This is a genomic window from Geobacillus sp. Sah69 (assembly GCF_001414205.1).
GTDB classification, from domain to species: domain Bacteria; phylum Bacillota; class Bacilli; order Bacillales; family Anoxybacillaceae; genus Geobacillus; species Geobacillus stearothermophilus.
Map to the genome: position 1 here is coordinate 1 of NZ_LLKS01000035.1, position 19,728 is coordinate 19,728.

Annotated in this window: 22 protein-coding genes and 3 pseudogenes; 18 read left to right on the top strand and 7 right to left on the bottom strand. The window is 55.1% G+C overall.

The genetic code is table 11. From position 1 onward, the window contains the following. Positions 1 to 654, bottom strand: a pseudogene (locus tag AP057_RS08830) (transposase); the annotation flags it as partial. 167 nt (positions 655 to 821) lie between these two features. Between AP057_RS08830 and AP057_RS08835 the strand changes: the two are divergent. The 6 genes and pseudogenes from AP057_RS08835 (at position 822) to AP057_RS08860 (ending at position 5,418) form a co-directional block, all read left to right on the top strand. After that, entirely contained in the window at positions 822 to 1,400 is a 579-nt protein-coding gene (locus AP057_RS08835; protein ID WP_055358562.1) for a cob(I)yrinic acid a,c-diamide adenosyltransferase, read from the top strand. Next, the gene (locus AP057_RS08840) at positions 1,397 to 1,879 is read left to right on the top strand and encodes an ECF transporter S component (protein ID WP_055358563.1); all 483 of its coding nucleotides are present in this window, start codon (positions 1,397 to 1,399) and stop codon (positions 1,877 to 1,879) included. The genes AP057_RS08835 and AP057_RS08840 overlap by 4 nt, the downstream gene beginning before the upstream one ends. Next, positions 1,872 to 2,588 (top strand): AIR synthase related protein, encoded by a 717-nt coding sequence (locus AP057_RS08845; RefSeq protein ID WP_055358564.1) that lies wholly within the window; start codon positions 1,872 to 1,874, stop codon positions 2,586 to 2,588. Before AP057_RS08840 ends, AP057_RS08845 begins: the two co-directional genes overlap by 8 nt. 128 nt (positions 2,589 to 2,716) lie before the next feature. Next, positions 2,717 to 3,251 (top strand): annotated as a pseudogene (gene sigX / locus AP057_RS08850) (RNA polymerase sigma factor SigX). Continuing rightward, positions 3,229 to 4,329, top strand: a complete 1,101-nt coding sequence (locus AP057_RS08855) for a hypothetical protein (RefSeq protein WP_049626756.1) — start codon at positions 3,229 to 3,231, stop codon at positions 4,327 to 4,329. Before sigX ends, AP057_RS08855 begins: the two are co-directional and overlap by 23 nt. Before the next feature lie 276 nt (positions 4,330 to 4,605). Beyond that, on the top strand, positions 4,606 to 5,418 hold the full coding sequence (locus AP057_RS08860; RefSeq protein ID WP_055358565.1) for a histidinol-phosphatase: 813 nt from the start codon (positions 4,606 to 4,608) through the stop codon (positions 5,416 to 5,418). A 286-nt stretch (positions 5,419 to 5,704) separates the two neighbouring features. On the opposite strand, the gene serA is transcribed toward AP057_RS08860, so the two are convergent. The 3 genes from serA to AP057_RS08875 form a co-directional block, all read right to left on the bottom strand. Next, positions 5,705 to 7,279, bottom strand: a complete 1,575-nt coding sequence (gene serA / locus AP057_RS08865) for a phosphoglycerate dehydrogenase (protein WP_047818613.1) — start codon at positions 7,277 to 7,279, stop codon at positions 5,705 to 5,707. 221 nt (positions 7,280 to 7,500) lie between these two features. Then, on the bottom strand, positions 7,501 to 8,004 hold the full coding sequence (locus tag AP057_RS08870; RefSeq protein ID WP_020754674.1) for an inorganic diphosphatase: 504 nt from the start codon (positions 8,002 to 8,004) through the stop codon (positions 7,501 to 7,503). 176 nt (positions 8,005 to 8,180) lie between these two features. Next, a complete protein-coding gene (locus AP057_RS08875) occupies positions 8,181 to 8,429 on the bottom strand; it encodes a ferredoxin (protein WP_049626684.1) in 249 nt (82 codons plus the stop codon). Positions 8,430 to 8,662: 233 nt separating this feature from the next. Between AP057_RS08875 and AP057_RS08880 the strand changes: the two genes are divergently transcribed. The 5 genes from AP057_RS08880 to AP057_RS08900 all read left to right on the top strand — a co-directional run bounded on the left by AP057_RS08880 (position 8,663) and on the right by AP057_RS08900 (position 12,861). Continuing rightward, positions 8,663 to 9,709, top strand: coding sequence for a helix-turn-helix domain-containing protein (locus AP057_RS08880; RefSeq protein WP_055358566.1), 1,047 nt, complete (start codon positions 8,663 to 8,665; stop codon positions 9,707 to 9,709). Beyond that, positions 9,697 to 11,220: an ATP-dependent DNA helicase RecQ gene (locus AP057_RS08885; RefSeq protein WP_055358567.1), complete on the top strand. Its 1,524-nt coding sequence runs from the start codon at positions 9,697 to 9,699 to the stop codon at positions 11,218 to 11,220. Before AP057_RS08880 ends, AP057_RS08885 begins: the two co-directional genes overlap by 13 nt. Beyond that, a complete protein-coding gene (locus AP057_RS08890) occupies positions 11,204 to 11,791 on the top strand; it encodes a CPBP family intramembrane glutamic endopeptidase (RefSeq protein WP_033013974.1) in 588 nt (195 codons plus the stop codon). The genes AP057_RS08885 and AP057_RS08890 overlap by 17 nt, the downstream gene beginning before the upstream one ends. A gap of 4 nt (positions 11,792 to 11,795) precedes the next feature. Next, entirely contained in the window at positions 11,796 to 12,302 is a 507-nt protein-coding gene (locus AP057_RS08895) for a LysM peptidoglycan-binding domain-containing protein (protein ID WP_033013975.1), read from the top strand. A gap of 109 nt (positions 12,303 to 12,411) precedes the next feature. Then, the gene (locus AP057_RS08900; RefSeq protein WP_055358568.1) at positions 12,412 to 12,861 is read left to right on the top strand and encodes a YpbF family protein; all 450 of its coding nucleotides are present in this window, start codon (positions 12,412 to 12,414) and stop codon (positions 12,859 to 12,861) included. Positions 12,862 to 12,888: 27 nt separating this feature from the next. Here the strand turns inward: AP057_RS08900 and AP057_RS08905 are convergent, their stop codons facing one another. From AP057_RS08905 to AP057_RS08915, 3 genes are read right to left on the bottom strand one after another with little or no spacing between them, the layout of a single operon-like run. Beyond that, complete coding sequence (locus AP057_RS08905) at positions 12,889 to 13,458, bottom strand: manganese catalase family protein (protein WP_033010523.1); 570 nt, start codon at positions 13,456 to 13,458, stop codon at positions 12,889 to 12,891. 33 nt (positions 13,459 to 13,491) lie between these two features. Further along, positions 13,492 to 13,752 (bottom strand): spore coat protein CotJB, encoded by a 261-nt coding sequence (locus AP057_RS08910; RefSeq protein WP_031408620.1) that lies wholly within the window; start codon positions 13,750 to 13,752, stop codon positions 13,492 to 13,494. 6 nt (positions 13,753 to 13,758) lie between these two features. Beyond that, the gene (locus AP057_RS08915; RefSeq protein WP_121649939.1) at positions 13,759 to 13,974 is read right to left on the bottom strand and encodes a spore coat associated protein CotJA; all 216 of its coding nucleotides are present in this window, start codon (positions 13,972 to 13,974) and stop codon (positions 13,759 to 13,761) included. Between the two features lie 108 nt (positions 13,975 to 14,082). On the opposite strand from AP057_RS08915, the gene AP057_RS08920 reads away from it, so the two are divergent. The 7 genes and pseudogenes from AP057_RS08920 (at position 14,083) to prsW (ending at position 19,664) form a co-directional block, all read left to right on the top strand. Then, complete coding sequence (locus AP057_RS08920; protein WP_044730990.1) at positions 14,083 to 14,475, top strand: hypothetical protein; 393 nt, start codon at positions 14,083 to 14,085, stop codon at positions 14,473 to 14,475. Positions 14,476 to 14,511: 36 nt separating this feature from the next. Then, the gene (locus AP057_RS16305) at positions 14,512 to 14,652 is read left to right on the top strand and encodes a hypothetical protein (protein ID WP_369813960.1); all 141 of its coding nucleotides are present in this window, start codon (positions 14,512 to 14,514) and stop codon (positions 14,650 to 14,652) included. A 96-nt stretch (positions 14,653 to 14,748) separates the two neighbouring features. Further along, complete coding sequence (locus tag AP057_RS08925; RefSeq protein ID WP_033013981.1) at positions 14,749 to 15,339, top strand: genetic competence negative regulator; 591 nt, start codon at positions 14,749 to 14,751, stop codon at positions 15,337 to 15,339. 172 nt (positions 15,340 to 15,511) lie between these two features. Then, the gene (locus tag AP057_RS08930) at positions 15,512 to 16,783 is read left to right on the top strand and encodes a Glu/Leu/Phe/Val dehydrogenase (RefSeq protein WP_055358569.1); all 1,272 of its coding nucleotides are present in this window, start codon (positions 15,512 to 15,514) and stop codon (positions 16,781 to 16,783) included. Positions 16,784 to 16,872: 89 nt separating this feature from the next. After that, positions 16,873 to 17,856, top strand: a pseudogene (locus tag AP057_RS08935) (YpdA family putative bacillithiol disulfide reductase); the annotation flags it as partial. Between the two features lie 70 nt (positions 17,857 to 17,926). Further along, complete coding sequence (locus tag AP057_RS08940) at positions 17,927 to 18,898, top strand: asparaginase (protein ID WP_055358599.1); 972 nt, start codon at positions 17,927 to 17,929, stop codon at positions 18,896 to 18,898. A gap of 88 nt (positions 18,899 to 18,986) precedes the next feature. After that, on the top strand, positions 18,987 to 19,664 hold the full coding sequence (prsW, locus tag AP057_RS08945) for a glutamic-type intramembrane protease PrsW (protein ID WP_044744941.1): 678 nt from the start codon (positions 18,987 to 18,989) through the stop codon (positions 19,662 to 19,664). Positions 19,665 to 19,728 lie beyond the last annotated feature (64 nt).

Below are 19,728 nucleotides of genomic sequence, written 5' to 3' on the forward strand. Positions count from 1 at the left end.
TATAAGAGACAGGATGGGCGACGAGGAAGCCAACGGGAGAAAGTCAAACAAGAACTCTCGAAACAAATACCGCACCTTGAAGGCTTGAGGAGCCTGTTGAAACTGTTGGCGCTCCTTCTTGGTCATCCGGCGAAGGTTGGCCTGGTAAAACGGGCAATCGTTGTTCTTGCACTTATAGATGTGGTATTCTTTGCGTTCCTTGATCTTTTCCAGCGTCTTTTTGCAGTGCGGGCAGCGAAAGACCGCTTGCTTGGTGAACCGATTTCGGTGGTTGAACCGGCACTGGCACACTTTGCATTGGTATTGCCCTTTTCCGCCGTTATTGGCGTACAGGTAAGAAGAGGGAGCCTGGCAGCGAGGGCAGGTCAACGAATCCGGAACACGGTGTTTCGCATTCGCGCGGCGCTGGATGGGCCGTAAAGGACGTCCGTGCTGGGCTTCATAGTCTGCCAACAGCTTCCGGTAATCAAGGGTTTCCGGCACATCGATGATCGGAAGGTCATCGACCTGAAGTTTCCGGTACGGCTTTTGGATGGGTTCGTCCAAGTCCTCGAGATTCAAGGATTTTCCCACGATCACACCCATCAAATACACAATGATTTGATATTGGGTCTTGATTATTTCGAGCAAATAGGCTAATAATTGAGGTAACAAAGCTTGTCACTCCTTTGTTTTGGCTGTTGGGTGTCGTTACCTCAATGATGGCCGAAAACAACGGGGGTGGCAAGCTTTTTTTCTTCCAACCGTTGAAACTCAAGGGAAAACCGTGAGTGTGGAGGATAAACTTTTGACAATACCTTAAAATAAAGGGGAGAGGAATTATGAAATTGTATACGCGGACTGGAGACAAAGGAAAAACAAGCTTAATCGGCGGGCGCGTCGATAAAGATCATTTGCGCGTCGAGGCGTATGGGACGATCGATGAGGCGAACTCGTTCATCGGCTGGGCGCTGGCTCTGCTCGCTGACGATGAACGGTTTCACGATCTTTGCGCCGAATTGCAAAAAATTCAGCATGAACTGTTTGACTGCGGCGGCGACTTGGCCATCGTCAACGGCAAGCTGCCGTATAAAGCGACCGAGGAGATGGTCGCCTTTTTGGAGCAGCGCATTGACGCCTATGTCCAAGAGGCGCCGCCGCTTGAAAAGTTTATTTTGCCGGGAGGGTCGAAGGCGGCTGCCGCGCTTCATCTGGCGCGCACGGTGATAAGAAGGGCGGAGCGCTGCATCGTTTCGTTGCAAAAAGCGGAGCCGATCAACGACGTTGTTCTGAAATATATGAACCGCCTGTCCGACTATTTGTTCGCTGCCGCCCGGGTTGTGAACGCCCGCTTAGGGGTGAAGGATATCGAATATGAGCGGAGCGCCATTGTGTTCCGCGACAAGGAGGAGAAGCAATGAGCCGCCGCCTCGCTTGGATGGCTATTTGTTTGGCGCTTTCGGTCGCCGGGTCGTTCATCAAGCTGCCGACGTTTGTCGGCAGCATCGCGTTAGACAGCGCTCCGGCGCTCGTTGCCGCCGCCATCCTTGGTCCGCGCGCCGGAGCGGCGGTTGCAGGGCTGGGGCACCTTATTTCGGCGGTGGTCGGCGGGTGGCCGCTCGGCCCGTTCCATTGGCTTGTCGCATTGGAAATGGCCGGGCTCGGCGCGCTGTTCGCTGTACTGCATCAGCGGGGATGGAAAATAGGCAGCGCCGCCGCCTTTTTCATCGGCAATGCGTTGTTAGCCCCGCTGCCGCTAGTGGGTTCGTTCGGCTGGCCGTTTGTGCTTGCCGTCATTCCGCCGCTTTCCGCCGCCGCTTTGGTCAACGTGTTGATCGCGCTGGCCGTTGCCCCGGCGGCTGCCCGTTTGATGGCGAAGGCGGGGGCGCCGCATGCGTGATGTGCTCTTCCTTCCATTGACCGAAGGCAGAGAGCTCGCCATTGCCGTCGACGGCTCGGCGGCGGTCGGGGACAAGCCGGGTGATACGGTGCATGCTCCGGCGGAGACGGTCGCATATTTTGCCGCCCGCGTCGCCTTGATGGAATTGCTGAGTGTCGGGGCGGAAGCAAACGCCGTCGTCTTGCAAAACTTTATGGGGGATGACCGATGGGAAGCGCTTTGCCGCGGCATTGAACGAGTCTGCCATGAACTTTCTCTTCGCCTTCCGGTCACCGGCAGCACGGAATCGAATTTTTCCACCGTCCAGTCGGCGCTTGGCGTGATGGCGGTCGGAACGGTGGCGGCCGAACGGAAGCGGATCGGCGTCACGCCGGAGGGAGCGAAGTTTGCCGTCATCGGCCGCCCGCTCGTCGGCCCGGCCGTGCTGGCGCATCCTCAATGGGTCGCGCCGCTTTCGCTGTTTGTTGAGCTTCTCGCCTCTCCGTCTGTTTATGAGCTCGTCCCGATCGGTTCCAAAGGCATTTACTACGAATGGATGCAACTGTCGGCCGCCAACGGCCGCCAAGGGCGGGCTTGCGCCTGCCCGCTGCCGCTCTTTGCCTCTGGTGGTCCGGCGACGTCGTTTTTGATCAGCTATGACCGGGCGGCAGAGGGCGAATTGCGGAAGCGAGCCGGCCGCCTCTTTTTTCCGCTCTTTGCCGAGCGATAGCCGGTTCGCTCGGCCGTCTTCCTTTTTCGTCCAAAAAAATGGTTCCCTTTTTGCATGAGACCCGTTATCATGAAGATAATGGAATGGTTCGGCTTTGGTCCATGGAAACGAATAGGGGGAGAGACACGATGGACCCCGTTTTTGAACAGTTGTACGAACAATATCACGATGATTTTTTTATATTACATGGTGCGAAATCGAGAGCATGCCGAAGATTTAGTGCAAGAAGTGTATGTGAAAGTGCTGCGTTCGTACAAACGGTTTAAAGGGCAATGTAGTGAAAAGACGTGGCTGCTGTCCATTGCGCGCCATGTGGCGATCGATTTTTTTCGCAAGCAAAAACGACGCCAGTGGGTGAAGGCATCGGAGTGGAGCGAGGAGCAGCTCGGCGCTGACGAGCCGATGCCGGAGGAAATCGCGATTCAAAACGAGGAAATTCAACTCATGTACCGCTGCTTGGCGCGCTGCACGGTCGACCAACAGCTTGTGCTCGTCCTCCGATTCATCCAGTCGCTGTCGATTGCTGAAACGGCAGCCGCGCTCGGCTGGACGGAAAGCAAAGTGAAAACAACGCAGCACCGCGCGCTGAAGGCGCTGAAACAACATATGGAGGAAGAGGCCGAACGGGAGGAGTGGCGGCATGAAAAAATTTCCCTGGAATGAGCGATGCATCGAACATAGCCTTGAGCAGCTGCCCATGGTGAAAGACCGGCGCACAAAAGAAGATGTTTACGAACGGCTTCAGCGCACCCAGCGCAAGATGCGCTGGAGACGGCGTTGGCTTTCGGCGGCATCGATGGCCCTCTTTCTTGCGGTTGTTGCTGTCGGAATGAATGCGGCCGCTCCGGAGCGCGCGGAACAGCAGCAGCGATCCTCTACCGTCAAAACGCTAGGAGCCGAGAGCGCTCCCCCCCAAGTTGAGACGATAATGGCCGCTGATGCGACGCCGGCGCAGGAAGATGCCGGCGTCATGGTGGTCGGCTTGCCTGATGCGGCAAACGGCCGGGTGGTGCCAGTGGCGGTTCCGCTCAGCGGCCGATTGGCCCCCGAAGAGCGGTTCACGGCAGCGCTGCGCGTGCTTGGGCGCTCTCCGCTGCGGGCGGCGTCCGCTTGGTTTGATGGAGTGGTCATTCAGCCGGCCGCCGGGGGGACGGGGGAATGGATGGTGCACGTCCCGGCTCAGCACCGCGTGTTTTCGGCCAGCCGCAAAGAGCAGAAGCTGTTTGTCGACGCCCTCGTCGAAACAGCGCGGCAAATGGGGGAGCGGCGCCTCCGCTTTTTCACCGGAGAGAAGGAAGGGCTTGAGTTGCCGGCGCTCGGAATGGTAAAAGCGACAAAAATCAAGGAGCGGCAGCGAATGTATGATAAAAACAGCGCTTCGTTCGGCTATACAGTGCTCGTTCCGGCGCCGGGCAGCGCTCGCACGTTTTCGAAGGCGCTGAAGCAGATGAAAACATCGACGATCCGCGGGCTCGAGCCGGCCATTCCGCCGGGAGTAAACGTGGAGCTGGCTGATATGGATGCGCGGCATGCGATGGTCCGGATTCAGCTGACCGCTCAGCCACATGAAGAGGACGCGGCGCGCATGGCGGAGGCTGTGCTGCTGACAGCGAAAGAGTTTGGCTTCCGTGAGGTGACGTTTGCGGCTGACGGGTTGTCGAACTTGGGCCCGTATCCGGTTGGAATGCGAATCCGCGTGCCGGCCGGGCCGAACGCTCTGTTGATGGCGGCCGGCTGGTAGCCGCCGCCGTTTGCGTCGTTTTGTTACGATCTTCACTTTGTTGTTCTATCGGAGATGATATTGGCATAAGACATATATGGCGCAAAGAAGGCAAGGAGGGGTGGCAGATGGATGATCTCATGACACGGCTCTTGGCGGTCGCCGGCGTCGCGGTATGCGTCGGGCTGTTGTTTCTCGTCGGCGCGAACGGATGATTGGGTGATGATTCGCCAAACGGTTGTCCTTTCTTGCGGTGATGCGTTATAATGAAAAAAACAGCAGGAGGGGAGAAACACTGTGCTGACTGATTATCACAACCATTTGGAGCGGGGGACGCTGACGCTCGATTATTTGCGCCAGTTCACCGATGAAGCCGCGAAAAAAGGCATTCAGCATTTTGGCATTTCCGAGCATGCGTATCATTTTTACCAAACGAAAAACATTTTGTCCAACCCGTGGGTGGAGGCGCGCCGGTGCTACGATATGGCCGACTATGTCCGCTTGTTCCACGAAGCGTGGGATGCCGGAATCGACGTGAAAATGTCGATTGAAATGGATTACACTCCCGGCAAACATGAGGAAATGGCTGCGTTTATCCGCTCGTACGAGTTTGACTATGTCATCGGTTCGATCCATTGGGTCGGCGATTTCGGCATCGACTTAGTCGAGTTCCGCCGTGAATGGGAACGGCGCGATTTGTATGATACATATCGCAAATACTTTGACCAAGTCGTAACGCTCGCCGAGTCGAACTTATTTGATATTATCGGCCATTTGGATTTGGTGAAAATTTTTAAATACGTTCCGGAAGATGAAGAGTTTTTGCTTGAGCAATACGACCGGGCGACGACAGCGCTCGCCAATTCGAAGACGTGCGTCGAGATCAGCACGGCCGGGCTGCGCAAGCCGGTCGGCGAGCTGTATCCCGATCCGCGGCTGCTGCAAATGTGCTATGACAAAGGCATTCCGATCGTGTTGTCCTCGGACGCGCACGTGCCGGGCGATGTCGGCGCCGACTTTGACAAGGCGGTTGAACTCGCCCGCAGCGTCGGCTATACCGAACTCATGACGTTCTCGAAAGGCGAGCGGAAAGCGGTGCCGCTCGGTTAAGCAGCTCACATTTCGCACCTTGAATAAAAATTCGAAATAAGCCCGATTTGACCGAATAAAAATTAGTTATTTTACAATTTTTGTATAAAAATTATTTTGATACGAATATCCGGGGTGTTTTTTTGTATATTATGCAAAGGTTGCGAAATATGAGAAGCAGAATGGACGGCGGAAACAGGCCGCCATGCACAGAAGGCAGCCATGGGCGCCTGTTGCAAGGCGCTGCGCCGCCAACGATGAAAAAAAGCAGGCTTCCCGTTTGGGAACCCTGCTTTTTTTGTTTTCGTTACGCTTCGAGCCGTTTGACGGTTTCAATATCGTCAATTTGCGCCAGCGCTTTTAATACCGCGTCATCGACTGGTTTGTCGAGCGATAGGATCATCATGGCTTTTCCGCCCGCTTCTTGGCGGCCGACTTGCATTGTGGCGATGTTGACGTTATGCGCCCCGAGCACGTTCCCGACTTTCCCGATCATCCCCGGGCGGTCGTGGTGCTGAATGTAAAGGAGATGGCCTTCCGGCGCGAAATCGATCGTGACGCCGTCAAAATGGACGATGCGGTCGCCGTAGTTCGGCACATGCGTTCCTTTGATCGTAAACGTTTTGTTCTCGCCATGGACAGTGAGCGAAATGCAGTTTGCATAGCCGTGCGTCTCATCAGAGAATTTTTCGCCGTATGTGATGCCGCGCTCTTTGGCGACCATGGCGGCGTTTACCTCATTGACGGTGGAAGCGACGCGCGGCCGCAGGAAGCCGGCAAGCAAGCTGCGAGTGATGTACGTCGTTTCCAAATCGGCGACCGTGCCGGCGTAGGTGACCGACAGCTCTTGAACCGGAATGTTCATAAACTGCGAAGCAATTAAACCGAGCTTTCGGCCTAAATGATAGAATGCTTGAATTTTCTCATAGACGTCTTTCGACAGCGCCGGCAGGTTGATCGATGATGTGACCGGTTGCCCTTCAAAAAAGTGGAGCAGCTCTTCAGCGACTTGGGTGGCGACGTTCAGTTGCGCTTCAACCGTCGACGCCCCTAAATGCGGCGTAACGATGACATTATCAAACGCCAGCAGCGGGTGGTCGCCCGGGGGCTCCTGTTCAAAGACGTCGAGAGCGACACCGGCGACATGGCCGCTTTCCAAAAACGGAATGAGCGCCTGCTCATCAATAATGCCGCCGCGAGCACAGTTGATTAAGTATACCCCTTTTTTCGTCTTTGCCAAATTTTCCGTGCCAAGCAAGCCTCTTGTTTCTTTCGTCAGCGGTGTATGAACGGTGATGATGTCGGCGACTGCCAGCACCTCATCAAGTGAATGGATGGAGACGCCGAGCTTCTCCGCCCGCTCTTTCGTCAAAAACGGGTCGTAGACGTGCACGGTCATGCCGAACGCCCGTGCCCGCTTTGCTACTTCTGATCCGATGCGGCCGAAGCCGATGATGCCCAATTTCTTGCCGAACAGCTCGTTGCCGACAAACGCCGAGCGGTTCCATTCCCGCGATTTGACAGAAATGTGCGCTTGCGGGATGCGGCGGACGAGCGCAGCCATCATGGCAAACGTATGCTCTGCGGCGGAAATCGTATTGCCGTTCGGCGCGTTAATGACGACAATGCCGCGTTTCGTCGCGGCGTCGACGTCAATGTTGTCGACGCCGACCCCGGCGCGGCCGACAATTTTCAGCTTCGGCATTTTCGCCAACAATTCTTCCGTCACTTTCGTTGCGCTGCGCACAAGCAAGGCGTCAAACGTGTGCAATTCGTCCTCCGCTTCGCTCACGTTTTTTTGAACGATGTCGATGTGCGCCGATGTGCGGAGCGGCGCCAAGCCTTCTTCGCTAATGGCATCGGAAACGAGTACGCGAACCACAGCAGGTGCCCCTTTCTGTTTCGAAGATGTTAAATTTCTAATAATTTAACATAGCAAAGCGCTTTCTGTCAATGGAAAGCGAAGAAGTCATACCAATGACAACGCTTTCTGTTTTGGGGAATGTTCGTGTTTCCAAAAGAAAACCGCCCATATCCAAAGATATAGGCGGGATTGTTCGGAAATAGCTGAGGTTCGCATTGGATGTACAACGTTTTAGGCGATTATTTTTTGTTTTGTTCGTTGTAGCGGGCGATGCACTCATCGATCAGTTTTGCCGCAGCTTCCGGCCCTTCCCATGTGCCGATTTCCGTCCGCTTGCCTTGCAAGTCTTTGTACCGTTCAAAGAAGTGGGCGATTTCTTTCAGCTTGTGCTGCGGCAGGTCTTCAATCGAGCGGACTTCATCAAAGCGCGGGTCTTCGACTGGCACGCCGATGAGCTTCGCGTCCTCCTCACCGCTGTCGACCATGTTCAAAAAGCCGATGACGCGCGTATCGATGACGCAGCCCGGGAATGTCGGATTCGTTGTGATGACCAAAATGTCGAGCGGGTCGCCATCGAGCGCCAGCGTATTTTGCAAGTAGCCGTACTCAGCCGGGTAAAACATCGGGGAGTACAAGACGCGGTCGAGTTTGAAAACGCCCCGCTCTTTGTCGAACTCGTATTTGTTTTGGCTGCCGGTTGGAATTTCGATAAACGCTTCGACAATTTTATTTTCGAATGCCACAACCCGTTCCTCCTTTTTTGGTTGTTATGTACGCATGAAAACTCGCCCGCCGGCGCCCAGGGCGGGCAAGACAATCTTATTGTAGCATGTTCCCTTGCGGCGCGCCACTTGTCAAATGGCATTTTTTCACGCTTTCGTCAAAAAACCCTCTTGCCGATTCGGCAAGAGGGGAGATTTCAGTCGAATTTATTTGGATCGCCGTTAAACGGCTCGTCAGCGACTTTGATCGACTCGGTCGGGCAGCCTTCAAACGCATCCATCATATCGTCGATTAAAATGTCCGGCACTTCGACAATCCCTTGGTTGTCGTCAAGCGTGACGTAGGCAATGCCGTCCTCGTCATAATCGTAAATATCCGGAGCTGCCGCGCCGCATGCTCCGCAGGCAATACATGTTTCTTTATCGACAATCGTATACTTTGGCATAAAAATCGAACCTCCCCAATTTTTTGGAAACGGACGGGTCATCTCCGTGTTGCCTGCTCGGAAATGAACTTTTCACTTTTATAATAAGACCGTTCGTCCCGCTTTTCAACTAAAAAATTGCTCTCCTGTATTTTTACACATATGTCCCTTGTTTATTTTTGTTCCAAAATCGTTTTTTCATTGCAAACGGCTTGTGCGATTTTTGTTACAATAGAGGTGGGGAGGAATCAAAGATGCGGCACGGTTACGCCTCGTTTTTGCTTGCCCACTGCTTGCGCCGCCTAAACGGTGAACGGACGCTGGCAGCGGTGTACCATTTGTTGTCTGGAAAAAAATCAGCCCAGACGCTGCAAGACTGCAAATGGTTTCAACTTGCGCCGTTTTTCGGCACATGGAAAGACGTGACGATGGACCGATTGGAGGAGGCGGCCCTCGTGCTCGTTCGGAAGCAGCGGGCCGCGCCCGTCCATGACCGGACATATATATTGACGGAAAAAGGGCGGCATTGGCTCGATGAACAGGCGGCATCGTTCCCCCGCTATGTGAACGGCTGGCGCTACCATGAGGTCGAGCCGCTTTTTTGGCAGCGGCTGTCGCTCATTGGGCAGACGCTGTCCAACCTCTCCCATGGACAGCGTTTTATCCCCATTTGCCGCGACGAGCGGACGCTGTTATGGGTGAAGCAGTATTTGCTGGGCAAGGGATCGCGCCAAACGTTGGCGCGGGCGCTTTATGACGAGCTCATCCGGCTGCTTGCGGCTGTTTCTGAAGAAGCGGCGACGGTGTTTGCGCTCCGGCTGACAAGCGCCCGCCGCATCGGCTGGACGGCGGAGCAAATTGCCGCTTGGCTGCAAAAGGATGTGCTGTATGTGCAGTTTCAGTTTCGCAACGCGCTTCATTATATGATGGCTGAAGCCGAAGCCGGGCGCGCCCCGGTGATGGCCGAGCTGATGGCCGGGCTGGCGCCGGTGCAGCTGACACAATCGGCGCAAAAAACGTACGAATGGCTGCAAAAAGGAAAGACGATCGACGAAATCGCCGCCCTTCGGCGCTTGAAAAAAAGTACAATCGAGGATCATGTCGTCGAGTTGGCCGCCAATGTGCCCGATTTTTCGATCGACCCGTTTGTCGCCGCTGAAAGGGCAGCGGCGATCCAGGCCGCGGCGCGGGCGCTCGGGACGCACAAGCTGAAGCGTATTCGCGAGGCGCTTGGCGGAATAGCGAGTTATTTTGAAATTCGGCTCGTGTTGGCAAAGGAAGTGGGACGTTGGATGAATTAACGAAAACATTGCTTGAGCGGTTCGGGCACGCGTCGTTTCGGCCCGGACAGCGCGATGTGATCGAAGACGTGCTCAGCGGGCGCGATGTGCTGGCGATGCTGCCGACTGGAAGCGGCAAATCGCTTTGCTATCAGCTGCCGGCGTATTTCCTCCCGGGGAGCGTGCTCATTGTCTCGCCGCTCGTCTCCTTAATGGAAGATCAAGTCGAGCAGTTGCGCCGGCGCGGTGAAAAGCGCGTTGTCGCGTTCCATAGTTTGCTCGATGCGGAAGAAAAATGGCAAGCCCTCGCCTCGCTTCCAGATTTTCGCTTTATTTATGCCTCACCGGAAATGCTGCAATCTGAAACGTTTTTGGCGGCGCTCCGGCGCGCTCGTGTTTCGTTGTTTGTCGTCGATGAGGCGCATTGCATTTCACAGTGGGGTTATGATTTTCGCCCGGACTTTTTGAAGCTCGGAGCGGTCCGCCATGCGCTCGGTTCGCCGCCGTGTCTGGCGCTGACGGCGACGGCTACGCCGGAAGTGCAGGAGGACATCATCCGCACGCTCGGGATGGAGCGGACGCGCCGCCATATTTATTCCGTCGACCGCCCGAACATCGCCTTGGCGGTGGAACATTGCTTATCGGTTGAGGACAAAGCTGCGCGCTTGGCCGAATGCGCGAAACGGCTCCGAGGACCGGGGATCGTGTACTTTTCAAGCCGGCAGTGGGCTGAAGAAATGGCGCGCCGGCTGGCGCAAAACGGGGCGGGTCGGGTCGCCTATTACCACGCCGGCATGGATGGGGAACAACGGCTGCTTGTGCAGCAGCAGTTTTTATATGACGAGCTCGACATCGTTTGTTGCACAAGCGCGTTCGGCATGGGGGTGGACAAAGGAAACGTCCGTTTTGTGCTTCACTTTCATATGCCGGCCCAGCTTGAGGCGTATGTGCAGGAAATCGGGCGCGCCGGGCGTGATGGGGCGCCAAGCCTTGCGGTATTGTTTTACGCGGACGGCGACCGGGCGATCGCCCAGGCGGTCGCCGAAGCGGAGCTTCCCGACTCGACTGCGCTCCGCGAGTGGTGCCGGCGGCTGCCGGAAGACGCCATCGGCGGTGGATGGCGCGCTATGGTTGATGCCGGCGGATTTACGGACATACAAAAACGGCTGTTGGCGTACTTTTTAGAATGGGGACAAACAGCGGCGCCCGAACAGCTGACGGCCGCGGCGAAGGAGCGGCTGTATGAACGGATGGCCGCTGCCATCGAGGCGCGGCGGCGTTGGAAGCGCAAAAAATTGCGCGAAATGGAGGAATGGGTGCACGCCTCTTCATGCCGGCGCGCGGCGATTGTCCGCGCGTTCGGGGAGGAGCTATCGGACAAACCGGATGCTTGCTGCGACAACTGCGGCCTGGAGACGGACCGTTTCATGGCGGACGGGCGCCGTCCCGAGCCGGCGCCCGTCCGGCCTTGGCGCGAGGAGCTATGGCATATGTTTTTTGGCGGGAGGCGGCGCGATGAGGCGGCAAAGTGAACAAATCAAACAGATGACAGACCGCGAAGTGCTCATCCATCTTTATATCACGCAAGGGTTGCTGCTGCTTTTGGCCGGCGGCAGCTCGCTGTTTTTATTTGCTCGGGAGGAGTGGCGTCGGCTTTGGCAGTTTGAGCTGCGCGATGTGCTCGTGTACGGAGCCGGCGGGGCGGCGTTCGTGCTCGCTGCCGAGTTTTTGGCGATGCGCTATTTGCCGGACGATTGGCATGATGACGGCGGCGTCAATGAAAAAATATTCCGCGGCCGCTCGATTCCGCATCTCTTTTTTTTATGTGCGCTCATTGCGGTGACGGAAGAATGGCTGTTTCGCGGCATTGTGCAGACGCATTGGGGGCTATGGGCGGCAAGCGCCATTTTTGCCGTGCTGCACGTCCGGTATTTGGAAAAATGGTTTTTGTTTATGGTCGTCGTGCTGCTCAGTCTCTTTCTCGGCGTCCTTTACGAGCAGACTGACAGCTTATGGGCCGCCATCACCGCTCACTTTTTGATCGATTTTGTGCTTGCCTTACATGTTCGGTTCAAACGGGGGGCAGAGGAAGAAAGGGAGTGAAGCGATGGAAGAGGCATCGGGTCGCCTGGCGCGGAAAAAACGCCCGGCGTCAAGCGCGGGGGCGCCGCCATCGCGCCTAAAACGGCGGCGGCAAAAAGAGGAGCAAAAACGAAAATACATTCCCATCCGTTTGCTCGCGTTTTTGTTTTTAACGCTGCCGGCTGCGGTGACGGCTGTTTACTATGCCCAGTCAAAGCCTGGAACGATCACAGTCGTCCGCCATGAAGAAAGCGGCAGCCGGGAGACGGTGCGCATTATTCAAGAAGATGGCGCGAAGGCGGAACAAACATCAGAGCCGAAGCGCGCCGCGGGTGACGGGGCAAAAAGCGAATCCGACGCGCAGACCATCACCCATGTGGTGGCGGCGAACGAAACGCTCTATAGCATTGCGATGAAATATTACGGAACGCCTGCCGCCATGGAGATCATCAAAAAAGAAAACGGCTTGTCAACGAGCCGGCTCGAGCCGGGGCAAACGCTGCGCATTCCGTTCCCCGCTCAGACGGAATAAGCGGTTGCGCCCGCCGGCCGAAAAAATGGCCGCGCGCGTTCCCCTTTGTTCTAATCTGTCTGTTGCCCGCATATGATGGACAATAGAATACGGACAAGGGGAGAGCGCCATGACCCGGTTTCCGGATGAATTTTCCCTCGATGAAGTGACAAAAGAAATGTTGCTTGCCGTCATTGAAAAAAAGAAAAAATGGGAGCGGCTTGAAAAGCGGTCGACGCTTTTGCAGGCGGCCGCGTTGGCCGGCTTGGCCGCGTTCCTTCTTTATATCATTGCCAACGCTGCAGCGATCACGGCGTGGAGTGAACGATTCGCCTGGTTTTTTGCCGCCCCGGCCCACCTTTTCATCTTGCTCCTGTTATGTACGGTGTATTGGCTGGCTGTTTATTATTATAAAGGAAAAAGTGAAAAGGCGGAAAACGACTTTCATGCCCTCCGTTGCGAAATTATCCAGAAAAGCATCGATTTATGGAAAAATGAAGAACAATGGAATGGGCGTCACCGGCTGTTTGAATGGCTGAAGCGGGAGTACGACATCAACCTATATTATGAAAACGGCTGAATGGGAGCCCATCCAGCTGTGCTTTGTTTAGAATATTTTTTTCTGGTTGCGCTCTTCTTTCAAAATTTCCACTGCTTCGCGGAATCGCTGCGCATGAATGATTTCCCGCTCGCGCAAAAAGCGGAGCCCATCGTTTAAATCCGGATCGTCGCTCATGTTGATGATCCATTGGTAGGTGGCGCGCGCTTTCTCTTCAGCGGCGATGTCTTCGTACAAGTCGGTGATGGGGTCGCCTTTTGCTTGAATATACGTCGCCGTAAACGGGTTGCCGGCGGCGTTATGGTAAAAGAGGGCGCGCTCATGATCGACGTAATGAGGCTCAAGGCCGGCTTCTTTCAGCTGCTCCGGCGTCGCGTCTTTCGTCAGTTTGTACACCATTGTCGCGATCATTTCCAAATGAGCGAGTTCTTCGGTGCCGATGTCGTTAAGCAGCCCGATCACTTTCGGGGGCAGCGTATAACGCTGGTTTAGGTAACGGAGCGCCGCCGCCAGCTCTCCGTCCGCCCCGCCGTACTGTTCGATTAAATACTTCGCCAATCGCGGGTTGCACGTGCTGACGCGAACCGGGTATTGCAGTTTTTTTTCATAAATCCACATGATCCGTTCCTCCTTGCGTTCGTGATGAATCAGCTACACTTGCCAAGGCCAAGGCGCGTCGTCCCAGTTCCACGGGTAGTTCGAATAGCTATGGCCGAACTGCTCAAGCGGGCCATAGGCGGCTTCAAACTGTTTTTTCAGCTGCTTCCGCTTTTGCGCGAGCTGGTTAAACTGTTGAATGGCTTGATAATCGTTCGGGTGGGTGTCCAAATAAAGCGTCAGCTCGACGAGGGCAAAATCGACGGCTTGCAGCTCCTCAAGCTGCTCGTAATACTCCTTGGGCATTTGTTTCATGAACCATCACCTTTTCCCTTCGTAAGGGCTGTAGTAAGGATCGTAAAACACTTGCCAGAGCGTTCCTTTCATCAACGCCTCGCGCAGCGGAAACTGCGGCAAATTCGGCGGTTGGAAGCCGACATACAAGTTGGGCGCGGTGACGTACGTTTTGACGCGGATCGGCGGGCACGGGTCAAACGGGCTGATGTACGGCTCATATTGTTTGCGCGTCGTAAACATAAAACCCCCCCCTTTTTTGGCAAAGTTCAGTCTATATGTATGATGGAGCCATGTCGTTCATGCCTGTTTGCCATGACGAATAATGAGGATCGGGCTAAGGAGGAAACCATGGGCCGTCTATCGATGACCGCCATGGCCGCTGTTTTGTGCACGTATTTGTTTTTTCGCTGGCTGCCGCCGCTCGAGCCGTTCTCGCTGGAGCGGTTTTTGACCGATTTGCTGTTTGCCCCGCTGCGGACATGGCTTGCGCTCGTTTGCTTTTGGTTCGGGACGGCTGCCAACGGGGCGCTCATCCGCGCGGCAGTCGGCGGGACGGTGCGCCTGTTGTCCGGCCGGCGGTTTCGTGTCGGGGAATGGGTGGCTAGTTTGGCGGCGCTCGGCCATTTTTATTGGGCGTTTCGGTTTCATTGGCCGCTGGCGGCGCTTTTTTTCGTTTTTTCCTTTTTTTATGGTATGATGACGATGAGAGACCGCCGATTGACCAAAGATGATCGGCTTTAGCAGGAGGGAGGGCTCAAATGGCAGGGCAGCACGGCGGTGTTAACGAGTAACGGCTACGGGACGACCGGGGTGCCGCTTCGCCTCGGAGCGCCGGCAGAGACTCATCTCATCACGATTGTGCCCGGAAAACCGACACCCGAGAAAAAATGCTTGTCTAAAACCGGGAAAACGATGTAAACTCATTAATAACAATAAACACAATAAACGAACCAATTGCCGATTGCGTCATACAATAACGGTAAGAGATGGCTCTGTAGGTAAGGAGGGGTGTCGATGCGTCTTGAGCGCTTGACCCACAACAAAATTAAAATTTTCTTGACGTTTGACGATTTGCTGGACCGCGGGTTGACGAAAGACGATTTGTGGAAGGACACGTTTAAAGTCCATCAGCTGTTCCGCGATATGATCGAGGAAGCGAGCGAAGAGCTCGGCTTTGAGGTGAACGGATCGATCGCGGTCGAAGTCTACTCTTTACCGGCACAGGGCATGGTCGTTATCGTCACGAATGAAGGCGACTACGACGACATGGAAGAAGAATTCGCCGACGATTACATTGAGATGCAGGTAACGCTCGATGAGAGCGATGACATATTTTACGAATTCCAAGCGTTCGAAGATGTCATCCAGCTCGCTCATCGCCTGCATGCGGTCGGCTGCCTCGACGGCACGCTTTATTCGTACCAAGGCCGCTTTTACTTGCACGTTGCCGAGGAACCGCCGATTCCGCTCGACAACTTTGTCGCCTTGCTGGCCGAGTTTGGCAACCCGGCCACGATAACGATACACCGTGTGCAAGAATATGGAAAACAGTTGATCGAACGGCGCGCCATTGCGCAGCTCGTTCACTATTTTCGGGCCAACTAGGGCGCAGCCAAGACTCCTTTATATGGACAAGGAGTCTATTTTTTCGCGCGAAAGGCTTCCATAAAGCGGTTCGCGCGTTTCATCATTTTTCCTTTGCAGATGCCGACAGAAGGTGTATACTATGACATGGAAGGCGACAAACTATTATAGCGAGCTTATAGGAGGTTTACGTATGGCAGCCGATAAGCATACGGAAGATAAGGGGCAACAATACGACGTGCTGGCGTCGACACAAATTGTTATACATAGAGCGTTGGAAAAGCTTGGCTATCCGGAAGAGGTGTATGAGCTCTTGAAAGAGCCGATCCGCGTGCTGACCGTTCGCATTCCGGTGCGCATGGATGACGGATCGGTGAAAATTTTTACCGGCTACCGGGCGCAGCATAACGATGCCGTCGGCCCGACGAAAGGCGGGGTGCGCTTCCATCCAGACGTCACCGAGCGCGAAGTGAAAGCGCTGTCGATTTGGATGAGCTTAAAGTGCGGCATCGTCGACTTGCCGTATGGCGGCGGCAAAGGCGGGATCGTCTGCGACCCACGCACGATGTCGTTCCGCGAACTGGAGCGTTTAAGCCGCGGCTACGTGCGCGCTATCAGCCAAATCGTAGGGCCGACAAAAGACATTCCGGCGCCGGATGTGTTTACAAACTCGCAAATTATGGCGTGGATGATGGATGAGTACAGCCGCATCCGCGAGTTCGATTCGCCGGGCTTCATCACCGGGAAACCGCTTGTCCTCGGCGGTTCGCATGGCCGGGAAACGGCGACGGCCAAAGGAGTGACGATTTGCATTCGTGAAGCGGCGAAAAAACGCGGCCTGTCGCTCGAAGGCGCGCGCGTCGTCGTCCAAGGGTTCGGCAACGCCGGCAGCTATTTGGCCAAATTTTTGCACGACGCCGGAGCGAAAGTCGTCGGCATTTCTGATGTGTACGGCGCGCTGTACGATCCGAACGGCCTTGACATCGACTATCTGCTCGAACGGCGCGACAGCTTTGGCACGGTGACGAAGCTGTTTAAAAATACGACTTCGAACAAAGAGCTTCTTGAGCTCGATTGCGATATTTTAGTGCCGGCGGCCATCGAAAACCAAATTACGGCTGAAAACGCCCCGCGCATTAAGGCGAGCATCGTCGTCGAGGCGGCGAACGGGCCGACGACGCTCGAGGCGACGGAAATTTTGACGCAACGTGGCATTTTGCTCGTCCCGGACGTGCTGGCGAGCGCCGGCGGCGTGACGGTGTCGTACTTCGAATGGGTGCAAAACAACCAAGGGTACTATTGGACGGAAGAAGAAGTGGAACAGCGGCTTGAAAAAGTGATGGTCAAAGCGTTCAATAACGTGTATGAAATGGCGCAGACGCGCCGCGTCGACATGCGACTTGCCGCTTACATGGTCGGCGTTCGCAAAATGGCGGAAGCGTGCCGATTCCGCGGCTGGGTGTGAGGCGAGCAAGCAAGTGATGTTTGCAAGCTTTCGCGAAATCCCCTATCATAAGATAGGGGATTTTTTGCTTCGTGCGAGGTGACAAAAACATGAGGAAAGAAACAATCATCATCGTCGGCGGCGGACCGTGCGGGCTGGCGGCGGCGATTGCCTTGCAAGACGCCGGGTTTTCGCCGCTTGTAATCGAAAAAGGGAACATCGTCCATTCGATTTACCGTTTTCCGACGCATCAGACGTTTTTCAGTACGAGCGACCGGCTCGAGATCGGCGGGGTGCCGTTTATTACAGAAAACCGGAAGCCGACGCGAAATCAAGCGCTCGCTTATTACCGGGAAGTCGTGGTTCGCAAGCAAGTGCGCGTCAATGCTTTTGAAGAAGTGAAAACCGTCAAGCCGCAGGCAGATGGAGCATTTCTGATTGAAACGACAAAAGGGACGTACCGCGCGCAGTACGTCGTCATCGCCACCGGCTATTACGGCCATCCGAACTATATGAACGTGCCGGGGGAAGAGTTGCCGAAAGTGATGCATTACTTTAAAGAAGCGCATCCGTACTTCAACACGGACTGTGTTGTCATCGGCGGCAAAAACTCGAGCGTCGATGCGGCGATGGAGCTCGTCAAAGCCGGGGCGCGCGTGACGGTTCTCTACCGGGGCGGGGAATATTCCAAAAGCATTAAGCCGTGGATTTTGCCGGAATTTGACGCCCTTGTGAAAAAAGGCGTCATTCGCATGGAATTTCATGCCCATGTGAAAGAGATCACGGAAGATGCGGTCATTTACGAAGTGAACGGGGAGACGAAAACGATCAAAAATGATTTCGTGTTCGCTATGACCGGCTACCATCCGGACCATCGCTTTTTAATGAACATCGGCGTCGGCGTCGATCCGGACAGCGGCCGGCCGCACTACGACCCGGAAACGATGGAAACGAACGTCCCAGGGGTGTTTATCGCCGGGGTGATTGCGGCCGGCAATAATGCGAACGAAATTTTTATTGAAAACGGCCGTTTCCATGGGGACGCTATCGCCGCCTGCATCGCCCGGCGCGAGCGGGAAGCGGCGGCCCGAAAGCCGCTATACTTGCATCCGCACGGCGGAAACGGGCGCTGTGATGGAAAACGGGAAAGTGAGGGTGACGAATGTGGCTGAACGGAAAGTTGTGCTGCTGACGACTGGCGGCACGATTGCCAGCAAACGAAATGAGCGCTCCGGCCGCCTAAAGGCCGGGGCATTGAGCGGCGAAGAGCTCGCTTCGCTCTGCCATTTGCCAAAGGAAATTGAAGTGGTGGTTGAGAGCGTGTTTCAGCTCCCGAGCATGCATTTGACGTTTTCGCATTGGCTTGAATTGAAAAGGCGGATTGAGGCGCATTTCGCCGATTCGTCTGTGGATGGCATCGTCGTCACCCACGGGACGGACGCGCTCGAGGAAACAGCGTATTTTCTTGATTTGACCATTGACGATCCGCGGACGATCGTCGTCACCGGCTCGCAGCGGGCTCCGTTTGATTTAGGGAGCGATGTGTATATCAACATCCGCCATGCCATTTATGCCGCGTGCGCTGAAACGCTGCGCGGGGCGGGGACGGTTGTCGTATTCAACGAGCGCATTTTTGCTGCGAAATATGTGAAAAAGGAGCATGCTTCCAACATTCAAGGGTTCAACGCATTCGGGTTCGGCTATTTGGGCATTATCGACAACGATGAAGTGCACGTGTACCAAAAGCCGATCCGGCGCGAGCATTTCCGGCTCGTGCATCCGCTTCCGCCTGTCGACATTGTGAAATGTTACGTGGAGGCGGACGGCAAGTTTATTAAAGCGGCCCGGGAAAGCGGCGTCGCCGGAATCGTGCTTGAAGGAGTCGGCCGCGGGCAAGTGGCGCCGAACATGGTGGATGAAATCGTCAAGGCCGTCAACGACGGGATTAAGGTCGTGGTGACGACGAGCGCTGAGGAGGGGGCGGTGTATACAACGTACGATTACGTGGGAAGCGCCTATGATTTGCATAAAAAAGGGGTCATTCTCGGCAGCGACTATGACGCGAAAAAAGCGCGCATCAAGCTCGCCGTCGCTCTCGCCGCCGGTGCCGCCGTTGACGGCTTGTTCGCCTATTAGGTCGGCGGGCCGCTTGGCAATTTCGTCTTTTTCATCGCTCTGTTTCGTGGTACGATAGAGATAAACCGACAAAGAAACGGGGATCGGCATGTTTTCGTTGATTTCTGCCGGCGTCGCCCCCGGGGTGGCGCTGCTTAGCTATTTTTATTTAAAGGACGAGTATGAGGCCGAGCCGCTCTCCTTTGTGCTGCGCATGTTTTTTTTCGGCGCCTTGCTCGTTTTTCCGATTATGTTTATTGAGTATGTGCTCGCTGCCGAAGGGATCGTCTCCTCGCCGGCTGCCGAGGCGTTTTTCTCGGCGGCGCTGCTTGAGGAGTTCGTCAAATGGTTTGTCGTCTATTTTTTTGTCTACGACCATGACGAATTTGATGAGCCGTATGACGGCATTGTGTACAGCGCCAGCGTTTCGCTCGGATTTGCGACGCTCGAAAACATTTTGTATTTGCTCGCCAACGGAGTGGACACGGCAATCGCCCGGGCGCTCTTGCCGGTCTCAAGCCATGCCCTGTTTGCCGTCATTATGGGGTTTTATTTTGGCAAAGCCAAATTTGCCGGCCGAAAGCGCCGCTATTATTTATGGGCGTCGTTTTTGCTGCCGTTTTTCCTTCACGGCGTTTACGACTGGATTCTGCTCGCCCAAAAGCAGTGGGGGTATTACATGGGGCCGTTCATGCTCATCTTATGGTGGGTGGCGTTGCGCAAAGTGAAACAAGCGAAAGAATCCGTCCGCGTTGAGAAGATGCCATCCGTGAAAAGCCAGGCGTAACATGCTTGGCTTTTTTTGTTTTTTCTGCATAAAAAGGAGAAGTTGAAGAAAAATAGGGGTAAAA

Excerpts from the sequence above, each read along its gene's own strand:
- AP057_RS08835 (WP_055358562.1), top strand. The coding sequence starts at position 822 with ATGAAATTGTATACGCGGACTGGAGACAAAGGAAAAACAAGCTTAATC.
- AP057_RS08840 (WP_055358563.1), top strand. The coding sequence starts at position 1,397 with ATGAGCCGCCGCCTCGCTTGGATGGCTATTTGTTTGGCGCTTTCGGTC.
- AP057_RS08845 (WP_055358564.1), top strand. The coding sequence starts at position 1,872 with ATGCGTGATGTGCTCTTCCTTCCATTGACCGAAGGCAGAGAGCTCGCC.
- AP057_RS08855 (WP_049626756.1), top strand. The coding sequence starts at position 3,229 with ATGAAAAAATTTCCCTGGAATGAGCGATGCATCGAACATAGCCTTGAG.
- AP057_RS08875 (WP_049626684.1), bottom strand. The coding sequence starts at position 8,429 with ATGCCAAAGTATACGATTGTCGATAAAGAAACATGTATTGCCTGCGGA.
- AP057_RS08880 (WP_055358566.1), top strand. The coding sequence starts at position 8,663 with ATGCGGCACGGTTACGCCTCGTTTTTGCTTGCCCACTGCTTGCGCCGC.
- AP057_RS08890 (WP_033013974.1), top strand. The coding sequence starts at position 11,204 with ATGAGGCGGCAAAGTGAACAAATCAAACAGATGACAGACCGCGAAGTG.
- AP057_RS08895 (WP_033013975.1), top strand. The coding sequence starts at position 11,796 with ATGGAAGAGGCATCGGGTCGCCTGGCGCGGAAAAAACGCCCGGCGTCA.
- AP057_RS08900 (WP_055358568.1), top strand. The coding sequence starts at position 12,412 with ATGACCCGGTTTCCGGATGAATTTTCCCTCGATGAAGTGACAAAAGAA.
- AP057_RS08905 (WP_033010523.1), bottom strand. The coding sequence starts at position 13,458 with ATGTGGATTTATGAAAAAAAACTGCAATACCCGGTTCGCGTCAGCACG.
- AP057_RS08910 (WP_031408620.1), bottom strand. The coding sequence starts at position 13,752 with ATGAAACAAATGCCCAAGGAGTATTACGAGCAGCTTGAGGAGCTGCAA.
- AP057_RS08915 (WP_121649939.1), bottom strand. The coding sequence starts at position 13,974 with ATGTTTACGACGCGCAAACAATATGAGCCGTACATCAGCCCGTTTGAC.
- AP057_RS08920 (WP_044730990.1), top strand. The coding sequence starts at position 14,083 with ATGGGCCGTCTATCGATGACCGCCATGGCCGCTGTTTTGTGCACGTAT.
- AP057_RS08925 (WP_033013981.1), top strand. The coding sequence starts at position 14,749 with ATGCGTCTTGAGCGCTTGACCCACAACAAAATTAAAATTTTCTTGACG.
- AP057_RS08930 (WP_055358569.1), top strand. The coding sequence starts at position 15,512 with ATGGCAGCCGATAAGCATACGGAAGATAAGGGGCAACAATACGACGTG.
- prsW (WP_044744941.1), top strand. The coding sequence starts at position 18,987 with ATGTTTTCGTTGATTTCTGCCGGCGTCGCCCCCGGGGTGGCGCTGCTT.